General features: G+C 66.9%; 13 protein-coding genes. 8 read left to right on the forward strand and 5 right to left on the reverse strand.

Annotated features, from left to right (window positions below):
- A partial coding sequence (locus tag ACFE7D_RS11320) for a sodium-translocating pyrophosphatase (RefSeq protein WP_375395522.1) occupies positions 1 to 1,578 on the forward strand: 1,578 nt, incomplete at its 5' end.
- Positions 1,579 to 1,668: 90 nt separating this feature from the next.
- Here ACFE7D_RS11320 and ACFE7D_RS11325 read toward each other — a convergent pair.
- The 3 genes from ACFE7D_RS11325 to ACFE7D_RS11335 all read right to left on the reverse strand — a co-directional run bounded on the left by ACFE7D_RS11325 (position 1,669) and on the right by ACFE7D_RS11335 (position 4,544).
- Positions 1,669 to 2,730, reverse strand: coding sequence for an acyl-CoA dehydrogenase family protein (locus tag ACFE7D_RS11325; protein WP_375395523.1), 1,062 nt, complete (start codon positions 2,728 to 2,730; stop codon positions 1,669 to 1,671).
- Between the two features lie 60 nt (positions 2,731 to 2,790).
- On the reverse strand, positions 2,791 to 4,011 hold the full coding sequence (locus ACFE7D_RS11330; RefSeq protein WP_375395524.1) for an acyl-CoA dehydrogenase family protein: 1,221 nt from the start codon (positions 4,009 to 4,011) through the stop codon (positions 2,791 to 2,793).
- 143 nt (positions 4,012 to 4,154) lie between these two features.
- Entirely contained in the window at positions 4,155 to 4,544 is a 390-nt protein-coding gene (locus ACFE7D_RS11335; RefSeq protein WP_375395525.1) for a hypothetical protein, read from the reverse strand.
- A gap of 67 nt (positions 4,545 to 4,611) precedes the next feature.
- Here ACFE7D_RS11335 and ACFE7D_RS11340 point away from each other — a divergent pair, with 67 nt between their 5' ends.
- From ACFE7D_RS11340 to ACFE7D_RS11360, 5 genes are all read left to right on the forward strand, one after another.
- Positions 4,612 to 6,147 (forward strand): class I adenylate-forming enzyme family protein, encoded by a 1,536-nt coding sequence (locus ACFE7D_RS11340; RefSeq protein ID WP_375395526.1) that lies wholly within the window; start codon positions 4,612 to 4,614, stop codon positions 6,145 to 6,147.
- On the forward strand, positions 6,144 to 6,917 hold the full coding sequence (locus tag ACFE7D_RS11345) for a thioesterase family protein (protein ID WP_375395527.1): 774 nt from the start codon (positions 6,144 to 6,146) through the stop codon (positions 6,915 to 6,917). Before ACFE7D_RS11340 ends, ACFE7D_RS11345 begins: the two co-directional genes overlap by 4 nt.
- A 114-nt stretch (positions 6,918 to 7,031) precedes the next feature.
- Complete coding sequence (locus ACFE7D_RS11350; RefSeq protein WP_375395528.1) at positions 7,032 to 7,553, forward strand: EF-hand domain-containing protein; 522 nt, start codon at positions 7,032 to 7,034, stop codon at positions 7,551 to 7,553.
- 81 nt (positions 7,554 to 7,634) lie between these two features.
- Entirely contained in the window at positions 7,635 to 8,354 is a 720-nt protein-coding gene (locus ACFE7D_RS11355) for a response regulator (RefSeq protein WP_375395529.1), read from the forward strand.
- A 5-nt stretch (positions 8,355 to 8,359) separates the two neighbouring features.
- Positions 8,360 to 9,694 (forward strand): sensor histidine kinase, encoded by a 1,335-nt coding sequence (locus ACFE7D_RS11360; RefSeq protein WP_375395534.1) that lies wholly within the window; start codon positions 8,360 to 8,362, stop codon positions 9,692 to 9,694.
- Here ACFE7D_RS11360 and ACFE7D_RS11365 read toward each other — a convergent pair whose 3' ends face one another.
- Both ACFE7D_RS11365 and ACFE7D_RS11370 read right to left on the reverse strand, forming a co-directional pair.
- Entirely contained in the window at positions 9,695 to 11,065 is a 1,371-nt protein-coding gene (locus tag ACFE7D_RS11365) for a sensor histidine kinase (protein ID WP_375395530.1), read from the reverse strand. It abuts the gene before it with no gap.
- Positions 11,062 to 11,736 (reverse strand): response regulator, encoded by a 675-nt coding sequence (locus ACFE7D_RS11370; protein ID WP_375395531.1) that lies wholly within the window; start codon positions 11,734 to 11,736, stop codon positions 11,062 to 11,064. The genes ACFE7D_RS11365 and ACFE7D_RS11370 overlap by 4 nt, the downstream gene beginning before the upstream one ends.
- A 109-nt stretch (positions 11,737 to 11,845) precedes the next feature.
- On the opposite strand from ACFE7D_RS11370, the gene ACFE7D_RS11375 reads away from it, so the two are divergent.
- Both ACFE7D_RS11375 and ACFE7D_RS11380 read left to right on the forward strand, forming a co-directional pair.
- Entirely contained in the window at positions 11,846 to 13,108 is a 1,263-nt protein-coding gene (locus ACFE7D_RS11375) for an efflux RND transporter periplasmic adaptor subunit (RefSeq protein WP_375395532.1), read from the forward strand.
- 28 nt (positions 13,109 to 13,136) lie between these two features.
- On the forward strand, positions 13,137 to 14,865 hold a 1,729-nt coding region (locus ACFE7D_RS11380; protein ID WP_375395533.1), incomplete at its 3' end, for an efflux RND transporter permease subunit.

The following is a 14,865-nucleotide window of genomic DNA, read 5'->3' on the forward strand; positions in this document are numbered from 1 at the left end:
GGCGCGGTCGGGGCGGGTAGTCCGGAGGACGATCCCCGCACCCCCGGCACCATCGCGGACAACGTCGGCGACAACGTCGGCGACTGCGCCGGCATGGCCGCCGATCTGTTCGAAACCTATGTTGTGACCCTCGGTCTGACCATGGTCTCGATCGCACTGACCGTCAGTGCGGATACCGCGGGCCTGACCAAGCTGATGAGCCTGCCGCTGATCGTCGGCGGGGTGTGCATCGTCACCTCGATCATCGGGACCTACATGGTCCGCCTCGGCGGCGGCAGCATCATGGGCGCGCTCTACAAGGGGTTCTGGACCTCCGCGATCCTCGCGGTGCCCGCGATCTATTTCGCGACCCAGTACGTGCTGGGCGACATGACCGCGCCGATCGCGATGAAGTCGATCAATCCGGCCGAGGCGCTGGCGCTTCCCGCCGATCAGTTCGTCGCGGCGGCCCCCGTCGGTATGACGTTTACCGGCATGGGGCTGTTCTGGTGCATGTTGATCGGCCTGGCGCTGACCGGCGCGCTGGTGTGGATCACCGAATATTACACCGGTACCAATTACCGCCCCGTAAGGTCGATCGCGAAGGCATCGGAGACGGGCCACGGCACCAACGTCATCCAGGGCCTGGCGATCAGCCTCGAGTCGACCGCCGCGCCGACGATCGTCATCGTGATCGCCGTCGTCGCGGCATTCAAGATCGCCGGGATCATCGGTGTCGCGTTCGGCGCGACCGCGATGCTGGCGCTGGCGGGGATGGTCGTAGCGCTCGACGCGTACGGCCCGGTCACCGACAATGCGGGCGGGATCGCGGAGATGGCAGGCTTGCCCGACGATGTCCGCCACCGCACCGATGCGCTCGACGCTGTGGGCAATACGACGAAGGCGGTGACCAAGGGCTATGCGATCGGCTCCGCCGCGCTCGCCGCGCTCGTGCTGTTCGGCGCGTACACCACCGACCTGCGCGAGTTCTTCCCCGGCGTGCCGGTCGATTTTTCGCTGTCGAACCCGTATGTCATCGTCGGACTACTGCTCGGTGCATTGCTGCCCTATCTGTTCGGTGCGTTCGGGATGACCGCTGTCGGCCGTGCGGCAGGGGCGGTCGTCGAGGAAGTCCGCGCGCAGTTCCGGGACAATCCGGGTATCATGCTAGGCACGACCCGTCCCAATTACGGGCGCACCGTCGATCTCGTCACGCGCGCCGCGATCCGTGAGATGATCGTCCCGTCGCTCCTGCCGGTGTTGTCGCCGATCGTCCTGTACTTCGTGATCCGCGCGGTGGACGGCCAGGGCAGCGCCTTCGCCGCGGTCGGCGCGATGCTGCTCGGCGTGATCGTGTCGGGATTGTTCGTCGCGATCTCGATGACCAGCGGCGGCGGCGCATGGGACAATGCGAAGAAATATATCGAGGACGGCAACCATGGCGGCAAGGGAAGCGAAGCGCACAAGGCCGCGGTTACAGGCGACACGGTCGGCGATCCCTACAAGGACACCGCAGGTCCTGCGGTCAACCCGATGATAAAGATCACCAACATCGTGGCGTTGCTGCTGCTGGCAGCACTGGCGGCGCACGGGGGGTAGCGCGCGACGCGTGTTTTTTCGTCGTCGTCGTAGTTACGACGCATCACGAACGCCTTTGATGCAGCACCCCCGCCCGGAGGGGAACGGCAATCAATACCCGTTCAACCGCGCAAACCGTTCGCGGTGATACGCCGCGTTCCCCCACATCGCCTCCAGCGTCGCGGCGCGTTTCAGGTACAACCCCGCGTCATGTTCGTCGGTCATGCCGATCCCCCCGTGAAGTTGTACCATCTCGCGGCTGACAAGCTTCGACGTCTCGCTGCCTGTCGCCTTTGCCAGGCTCACCGCTTGGTCGATGTCGGAACGGCCCGCATCGATCGCCTCGAACGCACCTTCGACGACCGACCGCATCAGCTCCAGTTCGGTGAACATCTTGGCCATCCGGTGCTGCAGCGCCTGGAAGGTGGAGAGCGGCTGTCCGAACTGGACGCGCGTCTTGAGATAATCGTTGGTCGTCGCGAACGCCTGTTCGGCGAGACCGAGCATCTCGGCGGTGACGAGCGCGGTCGCGCGGTCGACGATCGCCATGGTCAGGTCGGGGCCACCAAGACGGATCGCCGGCGCGCGCTCGAAGGCAACCTGCGCATGGCTGCGTCCGTCCGCCATGTGACGCGCGGCGACCGTCACGCCTTCGCCGGCAGCCACGAGATACAAACCATCGACCGCGGAAACCACGAAAGCGACCGCGACATCGCCTTCGGCAACGAAGAGCTTGGTGCCGGTCAGCATGCCGTCCTCGACCGCGGTTGCCAGCGTCGCCGGATCATGCACCGGGCCTTCGTCGATCGCGAGCGTGACGATCGCCTCACCGGTGGCGATCTTGGGCAGCCATTCGCGCTTCGCCGCGTCGTCGGACCCCATGTCGATCGCGGTCGCGGCCGGACCGGTCGACGCCAGCGGCGATGCGGCCAGATTGCGTCCCATCTGCTCGATCACGAGGCCCAGCGAGAGGTAGCCGAACGCCGATCCGCCATGCGCCTCGGGCACGACGATACCGGCCCACCCCATCTGGCCCATTTCCTGCCACGCCGGGTCGTCGAGCGCGTCGCCGGAATCGCGCAGTCGGCGAAACGCGGTCACCGGCGATTCGTTGTCCGCCCATTCGCGTGCCATGTCGCGCAGCATCGTCTGTTCGTCGTTAAGCACGGCCATCGGTCGGGTCCCCGGTAGAGATACGTCACCCAGCCCAGGCCGGGGTAACGGATTGGATCGTTACTGGTGGTCCAGCATCCCCAGGATGCGCTTGGCGATCACGTTGTTCTGGATCTCGCTCGAACCGCCATAGATCGATACCGCCTTGCCCCACAGCCAGGTGCGGGTCTGCGCGGTCTCGTCCTCGGTGAAGCCTTCGCCTTCCCAGCCAAGCCCGTTCATCCCCATGATCTCGATACCGAGCTCTGCGCGGTCCTGCGTCACGCGCGCACCGACATTCTTCATGATCGAACTGGCCGCGGAGGGTCCCTGGTTCGATTTCGACTCAAGCGCAGCCCGGCGGAGCGTCAGCATGAAGGCACGGCTGTCCATTTCGTGGCGAACGATCCGCATCCGCAGATCGGCATCGGCGATCCGGCCCTGGTCGTCGGTGCCGCGATAGTCCCTGGCGAGCGCGCTGACGGACTTGCCTGCCAGCATTCGCCCCGCACTGCCGCCGCCACCCGACAGGCTGGAGCGTTCGTGCTGGAGCAGCCGCTTGCCGATCGTCCATCCCTGCCCCTCGACGCCGACGAGGTTCTCCTTGGGCACCTTCACGTTGGTGAAGAACGTCTCGCAGAACGGCGATGCGCCCGAGATCATCCGGATCGGCTTCACCTCCACGCCCGGCGCATCCATGTCGATCAGCAGGAAGCTGATGCCCTCATGCTTCTTCGTACGGTCGGTGCGGACGAGCGCGAAGCATTTGTCCGCCCATTGCCCGCCCGAGGTCCAGGTCTTCTGCCCGTTGACGAGGTAATGGTCGCCCTTGTCCTCCGCGGCCATCTGCAGGCTCGCGAGATCGGAACCGGCACCCGGCTCGGAATAGCCCTGGCACCAGCGCACCAGGCCCTTGGCGATGTTCGGGATATGCTCCAGCTTCTGCGCCTCGGTGCCATATTCCAGCAGCGTCGGCCCGAACATCATCACGCCCATGCCGCCAATCGGGTTCCACGCGCCGATCTTCTGCATCTCCTCCTGCAGCACGCGCGTCTCGGCCCGGCTGAGCCCGCCGCCGCCATATTGCCTGGGCCAGGTCGGCACGCCCCAGCCCTTGTCGCCGACCGCCCTGGTCCACGCCGCCTCGTCGGGGGAGACGTCGCCGGGACCCTCCAGCGCGGACAGCGTCATCGCCTGGTTGGCGAGCGATTTGGGGAAGTTCGCCGCCAACCAGTCGCGCGCTTCGCGGCGAAACGTGTCGATCGGGTCTGCGGTCGCGATATCGGCGGTGGTGGTCGCCATGGCGGTCTCTCCGGGGTGACGTATCTGAAGATCGGGTATGGGTTCGCAATCGCATGGTTTGGTGCGGGATGCAAAGCCCGGTTGACGCAAAACCAACCTCCGTCATCCCGGCCTTGTGCCGGGATCCATCGTGCCGCGCATTCTCACGCGTCTGGTTCCGCGGCACGATGGACCCCGGCCTTCGCCGGGGTGACGGTAAGAGGCCACCCCTCCCGCCCCGGACGCCGCGACAGGCCCACATCCAGATGCGCGCCCGCATCTACCAGCAGCGTCTCCCCGTCACCGCAGGGCTCGCGGGGTCGAGCAGCATTACGATCGGTCCCGCGATATCCTCCGCCCCGGTCGCCATCGCCATCGGCGTCGCGGCGGCGATGCGCGCATTGAGGCGTTCGAACGCTTTCGCCCTGGCTATGCGCATAGTTGATGACGCACGAAACGTCCCGCGCCGCCAGCCGTCGGACGACGGCCGCACCGATGCCGGTGCCGCCGCCCGTGACGATCGCCGTGCGCCCCGCTAGATCCCGATCCGCCATCCCGTACTCCTTTTTCGAACAACGCGTATGGCATTGGCCCTGCGCTTCGCCTAGCGCTGGCTACGATATGCAGACCGCACCCGACCTGCTCGCCGGCGACTTCGCGACGCTCCCCGACCTCATCCGCGCGCATGCCGCGGCGCAACCCGGCAAGACCGCGGTCGCCGACGATGCCGGGTCGATCGCCTACGGCGCATTCGACGCGCGGATCGACCGCATCGCGGCCACGCTGCAGCATTGCGGCGTCCGTCGGGGCCAGGCAGTGGCGATCGTCGCCGCCCCGACGGTCGACTATGCCGCGGTCTTCGTCGCCGCGCTGCGCATCGGTGCGCTGGCCGCACCGATCGCCCCTTCCGCGACATCCGAAGCGATTGCCGGGATGATTGCGGATTGCGAGGCACCTGTGGTGTTCCTCGATGCTGCCGCCGAGGCAGCACTTGCCGATCAGGCGATCGCCGCAGCCTGCGTCGCGCTCGATCCGGCAACCTTCGAGGCTTGGCTGTTACCCGCAGGCGCGACGCCCGCGCCGGCGATGATCGCGCCGGCGGACGGCTTCAACATCATCTATTCCTCGGGCACCACCGGCAAGCCCAGGGGCATCGTCCAGAGCCATGCGATGCGCTGGCAGCATCTGTCGCGCAACGCGGCCGCCGGGTTCGAGAGCGCGGTGACGATGATCGCGACCCCGCTCCATTCCAATACCACGCTGGTCAGCTTCCTGCCGACGCTCGGCTGGGGCGGGACGGCCATGCTGATGGCGAAGTTCGACGCGCGCCGGTATCTGGAATTGGCCGCCGAGCACCGCGCGACGCACGCGATGCTGGTGCCGGTGCAATATCAGCGGATCATGGCGCTGCCCGATTTCGATTCGTTCGACCTATCGGCGTTCCGCTTCAAGACCTCCACCAGCGCGCCCTTCGCGGCCGTGCTGAAGGCGGACATCCTCGCGCGGTGGCCCGGCCTGCTGGTCGAATATTACGGCATGACCGAGGGCGGCGGGTCGTGCGCGCTCAACGCCTCGGCCAATCCCGACAAGCTCCAAACCGTTGGCCAACCGATGCCGGGTCACGACATCCGCCTGATCGACGACGATGGCCAGGAGGTCGCGCAGGGGCAAATGGGCGAGGTCGTCGGCCGGTCGCCCGCGATGATGACGGGCTATTACGGCCGCGAAGGCGCCACGCGCGAGGCGGAATGGCATGACGCGGACGGCAACCGCTTCATCCGCCACGGCGATATCGGCCGGTTCGACGAGGACGGGTTCCTGACTTTGCTCGACCGCAAGAAGGACCTGATCATCTCGGGCGGGTTCAACATCTATCCGGTCGATCTGGAGGCGGTGCTGTCGCGCCACCCTGCGGTTGCGGACTGCACCGTGGTCGGTATGCCGAGCCAGGCCTGGGGGGAGACGCCGGTGGGCTTCTACGTGCCCAGGCCGGGCGCGACCGAGGAGCCGGAAGCGATCCGCGCCTGGACGAATGTGCAATTGGGCAAGACGCAGCGGATCGCGGAACTCCACGCGATCGACGAACTGCCGCGCAGTGCGATCGGCAAGGTACTGAAACGCGAATTGCGCGATTGGTTGCTGGGAACCGTCGCATGAGGTCGCTCCCCGAAATCCTGGCCGTCGCCGAGCTGATCGAGGGTGGGTTCGCGGTGGACATCCCGGAAAACTGGTTGCAGGGGCGTACCGCCTATGGTGGTTTATCGTCAGCGTTGGCGCTTCACGCGGCGCAAAGCTCGGATGTTGACCTGCCGACGCTTCGATCGGCGATCGTGTCATTCGTCGGCCCGCTTTCGGGGCGAGTGGCGATTACCGCGACGCTGCTTCGGCGGGGGCGGAACGCGGCGTTCGTGCAGGCGGACATCGTGTCGGACAAGGGGCTCGGCTTTCGCGCCACCTTCGTCTTCATGGCGGACCAGGTCTCGCGGATCGCGCATGATGCACGCGAAGTCGAGCCGCAGGCGCCGCCCGCCGCGGATGCGACGCTGTATGTCGGCCCCGCGGATTTCTTTACGGGCAATTTCGAATTCCTCGACGTCAAGGACGGCAGCGGACCTGCGGAATGGCGGCGCTGGGGCCGCCTGCGCGACCGCGCCGGGCTCGATCCGCTGGTCGAACTGATCGCGATGGCGGATGCGTTGCCACCCGCGGCGTTCAAACTGCTCGGCAAGGACTTCGTGCCGATCAGTTCGCTGACGTGGCAGGTCAACCTGCTCGAACCACGGCCCGCGACGACCGATGGCTGGTGGCTTCTCGGCGCGACCACCGACTATGCCGCCAACGGATGTTCCAGCCAGACGATGCGGGTATGGAATGCGGACGGACGGTTGCTGGCCGAAGGGATGCAGAGCGTCGCGATCTTCGGATAGGGCAGCGGTACATATTGCGACAATCGCCGCGCGCCGCGACATATTCGGGCGACAGCGGCACGCCACAACGACCGGGTCGGCGGATCATCCGCCTGCGTATATTCGGAGAGACCCATGCGCAAAATCCTGATCGCGATCGCGGTGGCCGGCACCGCCATCGGCGGCGTGGCTTTCGCCCAGTCCGACACCCCGCCACCCGGTCAGATGCCGCCACCCCCGCCCCCGCGCGGCGGCGGATGGGGCGGCGGTATGTTGGCCGCCGACGCCAACCATGACGGCATCGTCACGCGTGAGGAGGCGATCGCGGCCGCGGACCACCGTTTCGACGAGATGGATGCGAACCATGACGGCAAGATCACGCCCGACGAGATGACCGCGTACCGCGATGCCGCGATGGCGCGACGTGGCGGCGGAGCGACGCCCCCGCCGGGCGGACCACGCGGCGGGGGGGGCCGGATCGTCAGTCGCGACGAGTATCGCGCGCGTCAGATCGAACGGTTCGACCGGATGGATACGAACCACGACGGCAAGATCGACCGTACCGAAATGGCGAACATGCGCGAGATGCGGCAGGGCGATCGGCGCGAGCGGACCACGAGCGAGACCCCGCCGCTGCCGCCTTCCGGCCGGCAATAAGCGTCGCCGACGCCGGGCGCGTATCCACGGCCCGCCCGGCCCGTCCTTGCCGTTCCCCGTTCATGGTGTACGCCTCCTACGATGGCCGACGGACCCCACCTCCTGCTCGTCGATGACGAGCGATCGATCCGCGAACCGCTTGCGCAATATCTGACCAGGCAGGGGTTCCGCGTGACCCAGGCGGGCGATGCGGAAAGCGCGCGGATGCGGCTGGCGGCCTATGCGATCGATCTCGTCGTCCTCGACGTCATGATGCCGGGCGAGGACGGGCTCAGCCTGTGCCGTCATATCGCGGCGACGAGCGATACCCCCGTCATTCTGCTGACCGCGCGAACGGAGGAGACCGACCGGATCGTCGGTCTTGAAATGGGCGCGGACGACTATGTCGTCAAACCCTTCTCGCCGCGCGAACTCGCGACCCGGGTGAAAGTGGTACTGCGCCGCGTGACGGCGGGCGGCACGCGTCAGCACGCGCCTGAAAGCGGATCCTACGCCTTTGCCGGCTGGGTATTGAAGACCGGCGAGCGCGCGCTGGTCGATCGCGAGGGCGTGTCGCTGCCGCTGTCGACGGGCGAATACAACCTGCTGCTCGCGCTCGTTACCCGCCCGCGGCAAGTCCTGACACGCGACCAGTTGCTGGACCTGACGCAGGGACGCGAGGCGGCGGCTTTCGATCGCGCGATCGACAACCAGGTCAGCCGCCTGCGCCGCAAGATCGAGGCGGACGCGAAAAACCCCGAGATCATCAAGACCGTCTGGGGCGGCGGCTACACGCTTTCCGCCGAGGTGACGCGGTTGTGAGCCGCATGATGCGGTGGTTCTGGCCGCAAAGCCTGGCGGGGCAGATGGTGCTGCTGATCGCCATCGCGTTGTTTGTGGCGCAGGCGATCAACTTCGCCATGCTGCTCCACGAGCGCGGCCATGCACGGCTCGAACAGATCGCCGGTCCCGTCGCTGCGCGTGTGCTGGACGCTGTCGAACGTACGTCGCAGGGCCGCGGCCCCGTCGCCGATCGTGGACGCATCCGCCGCCTGCCTGCGAATCCAGTCACGGCACGAGAGAACTCGCAGACCGACGTCGATGAACGTCTGCGTGCCGTCCTGGTCGAAGGCGGGTTCAGGCCGGGAGTCATCGCGTCGGCGGTTCGCCCGGCCGACCCCCGCGACGCGCCGCCGTGGCAGCAGCGCATTGAACGCCGCACGCACATCCGCAGCCAACTCGTCGTCGCCGTCGAGCAGCCGGGAATGGGCTGGCTGGTCCAGCGTGTGCCTTGGCCGGGGAACGACTGGTTCCTGTTGTGGCGGCTGATCGGGCAGACGCTGATCCTCTATGTCATCGTATTGCTGCCGGTGATCTGGATCGGTCGCCGCATCTCGCGCCCGCTACGCGACCTGACGATGGCCGCCGATCGGTTCGCGCCCGGCGAGGAGGGACCGTTGCTGACCCAGCGCGGGCCGCACGACATCGCGCACCTGATCGCGGCGTTCAACGCACTGACGCTGCGCGTCACCGCGATGCTCGACGAAAAGAACCGGATGCTCGGCGCGATCGGGCATGACTTGCGGACGCCGTTGGCGGCACTGCGCGTGCGGATCGAATCGGTCGAGGACGAAACCGACCGGACGCGCATGGCGGAGACGATCGCGGAAATGAACGGCACGCTGGACGATATCCTGTCGCTCGCGCGGATCGGTCGGCCGAGCGAGGCACCGACCGAGGTCGACCTCGCCGCGCTGGTCGATGCGGTGGTCGAGGACTTCCGCGATCTCGGCTGCAACGTCCAATTCGCCGACACCGACCGGCTGCGCACCCGGTTGCGGCCATCGCTGATGCGGCGCGCGGTGCGCAACCTGATCGAGAATGCCGTCAAATACGGGCAGCGTGCGGATGTCCGCATCGAAACGTCGTCGATCGATATCCGGATCGTCGTTGCCGACGAGGGGCCGGGTATTCCGCCCGACCGACTGGCGGACGTCTTCGATCCGTTCACCCGGCTGGAGCAATCACGCAACCGCAAGACAGGCGGGATCGGGCTCGGCCTGGCCCTCGCGCGCGGCATCGTCAGGGAGGCCGGCGGCGAGATCGTGCTGACGAACCGCGAGGGCGGCGGGCTGGACGCGACGATCATCCTGCCGCGGTAGTCAGCCTTGCCGGTCCGCGCCCGGCAGAAGGATCGAAAACACCGCCCCACCCCCGGGCCGATTGCGGATCGATAACGCCGCGCCGTGCGCCCGCGCCACGCGGTCGACGATCGCCAGTCCCAGCCCCGCGCTGTCCGATCGACCGTGATCGGCGCGCCAGAAACGGCGCGTGAGCAAGTCGGGGCTATGCGCGGTGATCCCCTGACCATCGTCTACGACGGTCAGGGTGCCGTCGAGCGCGACCGAAACGCCAACCGTCGTTCCCGCCGGCGTATGACGAAACGCATTGGTGACCAGATTCGACAGCGCGAGCCCGATCAGCACGCGGTTCGCGGTCACGAAGACCGCTTCGTCGGGCGCATCCAGCCCGATCTCATGGTCCCGGGCCATTTCCTGCTCGACCACGGTAGCGATCGTCTCGACCGCCAGCAGCGTGAGGTCGAAGCGCTCGACTGCGCCATCGGGCACGCGTTCCAGCGCCGAGAGGTCGCTCAACTGGCCGACGACATGCGACAACCGATCCACCTGCCGCACCGATGCCTCCCGCACATCGGCATCGCCCACCCCGTCGAGGCGGATGCGCAAGGTCGCCAGCGGCGTGCGGAGTTCGTGGACGACATTGGCGATGAATTGCGATTGCTGTGCAAAGCTTTCCTCCAGCCGCGCGATCAGTGCGTTGGTGGCCCGGACCAGCGGCAACACCTCGGCGGGCAGATCCGTGTCGTCCAGCCGGATGTCGAGCGTGCGCGCATCGATCTGCGTCGCGTGGGCGGATACGGTCCGGACCGCCGCGACCAGTCGCCGGATCAGCAGGCTGTTGACGAGCGGCAGGAGCAACAGGACCGGCACCAGCAGCGCGACATAACGCAGCAGCAGCGCGCGTTCGACATCGTCGAGGATCGCGCCCGGCCGTGCCTCGTCCTGCGACACCACGACCCAGAACGCTTCTCCGCCGATCGACACCGGCAGGCTGACACCGACGAACGTCCCGGCGCGGAACGGCTGAGCGGTCGGCCTTTGAGGGGCCTGCCGCCACGGCACGCGTTCGGCGTAGCGGCTCGCGATCGCCGCCCGTCCGGCACCATCGACGACCACGAAGGCGCGTCCGTCATAGGTGCTGGAATAGGCGGGCAGGATCGCGCTCGACTCTTCGATCCGGTTTTCCGCAAGCCCTTCGCTCAGGCCAAGCGCAATCGTCTGCGCCTGGTCCAGCAATGCGCGATCCTGGTACAGTGCGGTGGTTTGATGGAGTATCGACACGAGCAGCACCGCGACGATCACCACGACCCCGGCGATCGCCACGAATTCCACCAGCAGGATCCGCAGGATCAGCGACCGCGGCAGATACCGTTTGATCAGGCCCGGCGTCACGACGTAGCGCGCAGCATGTAACCGACGCCCCGGATCGTCTCGATCCTCACCGTCGCGCCTGCGTCCTCGATCTTGCGGCGCAGGCGGTGGACGTAGACCTCGACCGCGTTCGATCCGAGCGTTCCGGTCAGGCCGTAGAGCTGATCCTCGACCAGTCGCTTCGCAACGACTTGCCCGCCACGCCGCATCAGCAGCGCGAACAGTTCCATTTCGCGCGCGGACAGCGCCACCGGCCGATCGTCGGCCAGTACGTCGCGTGAGTCCGTATCGAACCGGACATTGGCGAAGCGAAGCACGCTGCCCTGGAACGCGCCCTGCCGCCGGCGCACCGCTTTCAACCGAGCGACGAGTTCCTCCACGGCGAACGGCTTGACGAGATAATCGTCGGCACCGGCGTTCAATCCCTCGATCCGGTCGCCAAGCTCGCCCCGCGCGGTCAGCAGGACGACGGGGATCGGATCGTCGCGGCCGCGCAGTTCACGCAAGACCTCGATCCCGCTTCGGTCGGGCAGCCCGATATCGAGGACGACGGCAGCATAGCGCGCCACGGTCAGCATCTGACCGGCGTCGCTGGCGTTCGCGGCATGGTCGCTGGAGATGCCGCGGCGTTCGAGTGCATTTCGCAACGCGTCGGCGAGCGCGGTGTCGTCTTCGACCAGCAGCAATCGCATGTCTGCCTCGCGCCCTCCCACCCGTAAGTCTGATGTAAGCCCGCAGTTCTATTGCGCTGCACCATGGGCGTTCGCAAGTCGCATCTGGACCGGGGCAAGGTTGGATACCATGATAGATTTTCATCATGAGCCGCCATTGCCGACGGCGCGTCGCCTCGACGCAGCCAGGCAACGACGATGGTTGCTGATCGCGGCGGCGGTCGTCGTCGCGGTCTTCGTGGTGAAGATGGTGTGGCGTCGGATCGCAACACCGGTCGACACTCCGGCCCCGCCGCTTCCCGCCGGCACGTTCCGGGCGACGCCCGAGCAGCTGGCGCAGATGAAGATCGCCGTCGTCGGCGACGGCGTCGCGGGCAGCCATGTCGATGCGACCGGTACGATCTCGGTCGACGAAGACCACAGCACGCCCGTGCTGCTCCCGTATTCGGGGCAGGTTGCCGAGGTATTCGTGCAGGCGGGGCAGCATGTCGTACGCGGCCAGCCGCTGCTGAGGATCGCCTCGCCGGATTTCGTCGAGGCACGTAATACGCTTGCCTCGACCGCGGCGGCGCGCTCCACCGCCGCGGCGCAGCTCAAGATCGCGAGCGACAATGCCGCGCGGCAACAGGCGATCTACCAGACCGCGGGTGGTGCGCTGAAGGATTATCGTCAGGCGCAAAGCGACGTGGTGACCGCGGGCGCCACGTTACGCAGCGCCGACGCCGCGTTGACCGCGGCACGCGACAAGCTCGCCTTGTTCGGCAAGGACCCCGCCGAGGTCGCCCGTTTTCAGACGACCGGCGACAGCAACGGTACATCGACGCAGACGACCTATCGATCGCCGGTCGCTGGCGTCGTCGCGAGCCGCGGTGTCGCACCCGGCCAATATGTCGGTGCCGGCGGCGACAAGCCGGTGATGACGATCGCGGATTTCGGCCATGTCTGGCTGATCGCGCAATTGCCCGAGGGTGACGCCGCTTCGGTGCATGTCGGCGATGCCGTGGAGGTGACGACGCCCGCCTATCCCGGACGAACATTCCATGCCATCGTCGACAATGTCGCTGCCGCGCTCGACCCGGCGACTCACCGGCTGCCGGTACGCGCGACGGTCGTCAATCCGGGCGAGGCGCTGAAGCCGCAGATGTTCGCGAGCTTCCAGATCGCACGCGCCGGACCGGGCGCGGCTCTCCTCGTGCCCGCCGCGGCGGTGATCCACGAAGGCGACGGCGCGCGCGTCTGGGTACTCGGCCCCGACCGGCTGCTGCGTGCCCGGACCGTCGTCGTTTCGGGTGACAGCGACAGCATGGCGGTGATCGCCGGCGGACTGAAGCGCGGCGACCGGATCGTGACCGCCGGGGCGCTGTTCGTGAACGAAGCAGGTGCGGGCCAGTGAACCGTCCTGAAACGCCGGGCCCGCGCACATGAACAAGGTCGTCGAATTCGCGCTGCGCCAGCGGGTGCTGATGCTGGTCGTGCTGGTCGGCATGGTGCTGGCCGGCGGCGTCGCCTTCGCGAACCTCAATATCGAGGCCTATCCCGATCCGGTCCCGCCGATGGTCGAGGTCATCACCCAGTCGAACGGCATTTCCGCCGAGGAGATGGAACGGGGCGTCACCATCCCGATCGAGGTCGCCATCGCCGGGGTTCCGAACATCACCGCGGTACGCACGATATCGCTCTTCGGGCTGTCCGACGTGAAGATCCAGTTCAGTTACGATGTCGGTTTCCGCGAGGCGGAGCAGCGCGTTCTCGGGCGGTTGAGCACGCTCGGCAATCTGCCCGGCGGGGCGCAGCCGACGATCTCCCCTACCAGCCCGATCGGCGAGATCTTCCGGTACCGGATGACCGCCCCGCCGGGCTATTCGGTGATGGACCTGAAGACGATCCAGGACTGGGTCCTGCAACGCCGGTTCAAGCGGATTCCCGGCGTCGTCGATGTGACCGGCTGGGGCGGGAAACTGCGCGACTATTCGGTCGTGATCGACGAGGACCGGTTGCTCGCGCACGGCGTCACCGTCGGCCAGGTGCTGTCCGCGATCGGCAAGGGCGACGGCAATGTCGGCGCGCAGACGATAAATTTCGGGCCGCAGGCGGCGATCGTCCGCGGGGTAGGTCTGATCCAGTCGACCGATGCGATCCGGAACGTGCTGGTCGCGACGAACGCCGGCAACCCCGTGCTCGTCAAGGACGTCGCGACGATCAGCATCGGCAATCTGCCGCGCCTCGGCATCGCCGGTGAGGGCAAGGACAACGACATCGTGATGGGCATCGTCCTGATGCAGCGCGGCGCGCAGTCGATGCCGACGATCGAGGCGGTGAAGGCGGAGATCGAGACGATCAACACGACCGGCATCCTGCCTCCGGGGGTGCAGCTGACGCCGATCTACGACCGGTCGAACCTGATCGACCTGACGACGCATACCGTCATGGAAAACCTCGTCGTTGGCATCGGCCTGATCTTTTTCCTCCAGTGGATATTTCTCGGCAATCTGCGCAGCGCGGTCATCGTTTCGCTGACCATCCCGTTCGCGCTCGCCTTCGCGGTGCTGATCCTGACGATCCAGGGCGAAAGCGCGAACCTGCTGTCGGTCGGCGCGCTGGATTTCGGGCTGGTGGTGGATGCCAGCGTCATCATGGTGGAGGCGATCTTCCGCCATATGGTCGAACGCGGACAGCGGATCGCGGCGGGACACGGCCATGCCAATCACGCCAGCCGCTTCTCCGCGATCCTGCACGCGTCGAGCGATGTCAGCCGCGGCATCTTCTTCGCCGCCGCGATCATCATCGCCAGCTTCCTGCCGCTCTTCACGCTGACCGGCGTCGAGGGCCACATCTTCGGCCCGATGGCAAAGACCTATGCCTATGCGATCGGCGGCGGGCTGATCGCCACCTTCCTGATTTCCCCCGTGCTGTCGGCGATGCTGCTGCCCGACGATCTCGACGAGGTGGAGACCTGGATCGTCCGCAAGCTGCGCCGCGCCTATGAACCCGCCGCCGCTTTCGCGCTCGCCAATCGGTTGCTGACACTTGGCCTGACCGCGATATTGCTTCTGACCGCGTTCGTCGCGGTGCGCTCGCTCGGCGTCGAGTTCCTGCCGCATCTGGAGGAGGGCAACTTCTATATCCGCGCGACATTGCCGGGATCGATAT

The sequence above is a fragment of the uncultured Sphingomonas sp. genome, from assembly GCF_964244235.1.
In the GTDB taxonomy this organism is placed as follows: Bacteria; Pseudomonadota; Alphaproteobacteria; order Sphingomonadales; family Sphingomonadaceae; genus Sphingomonas.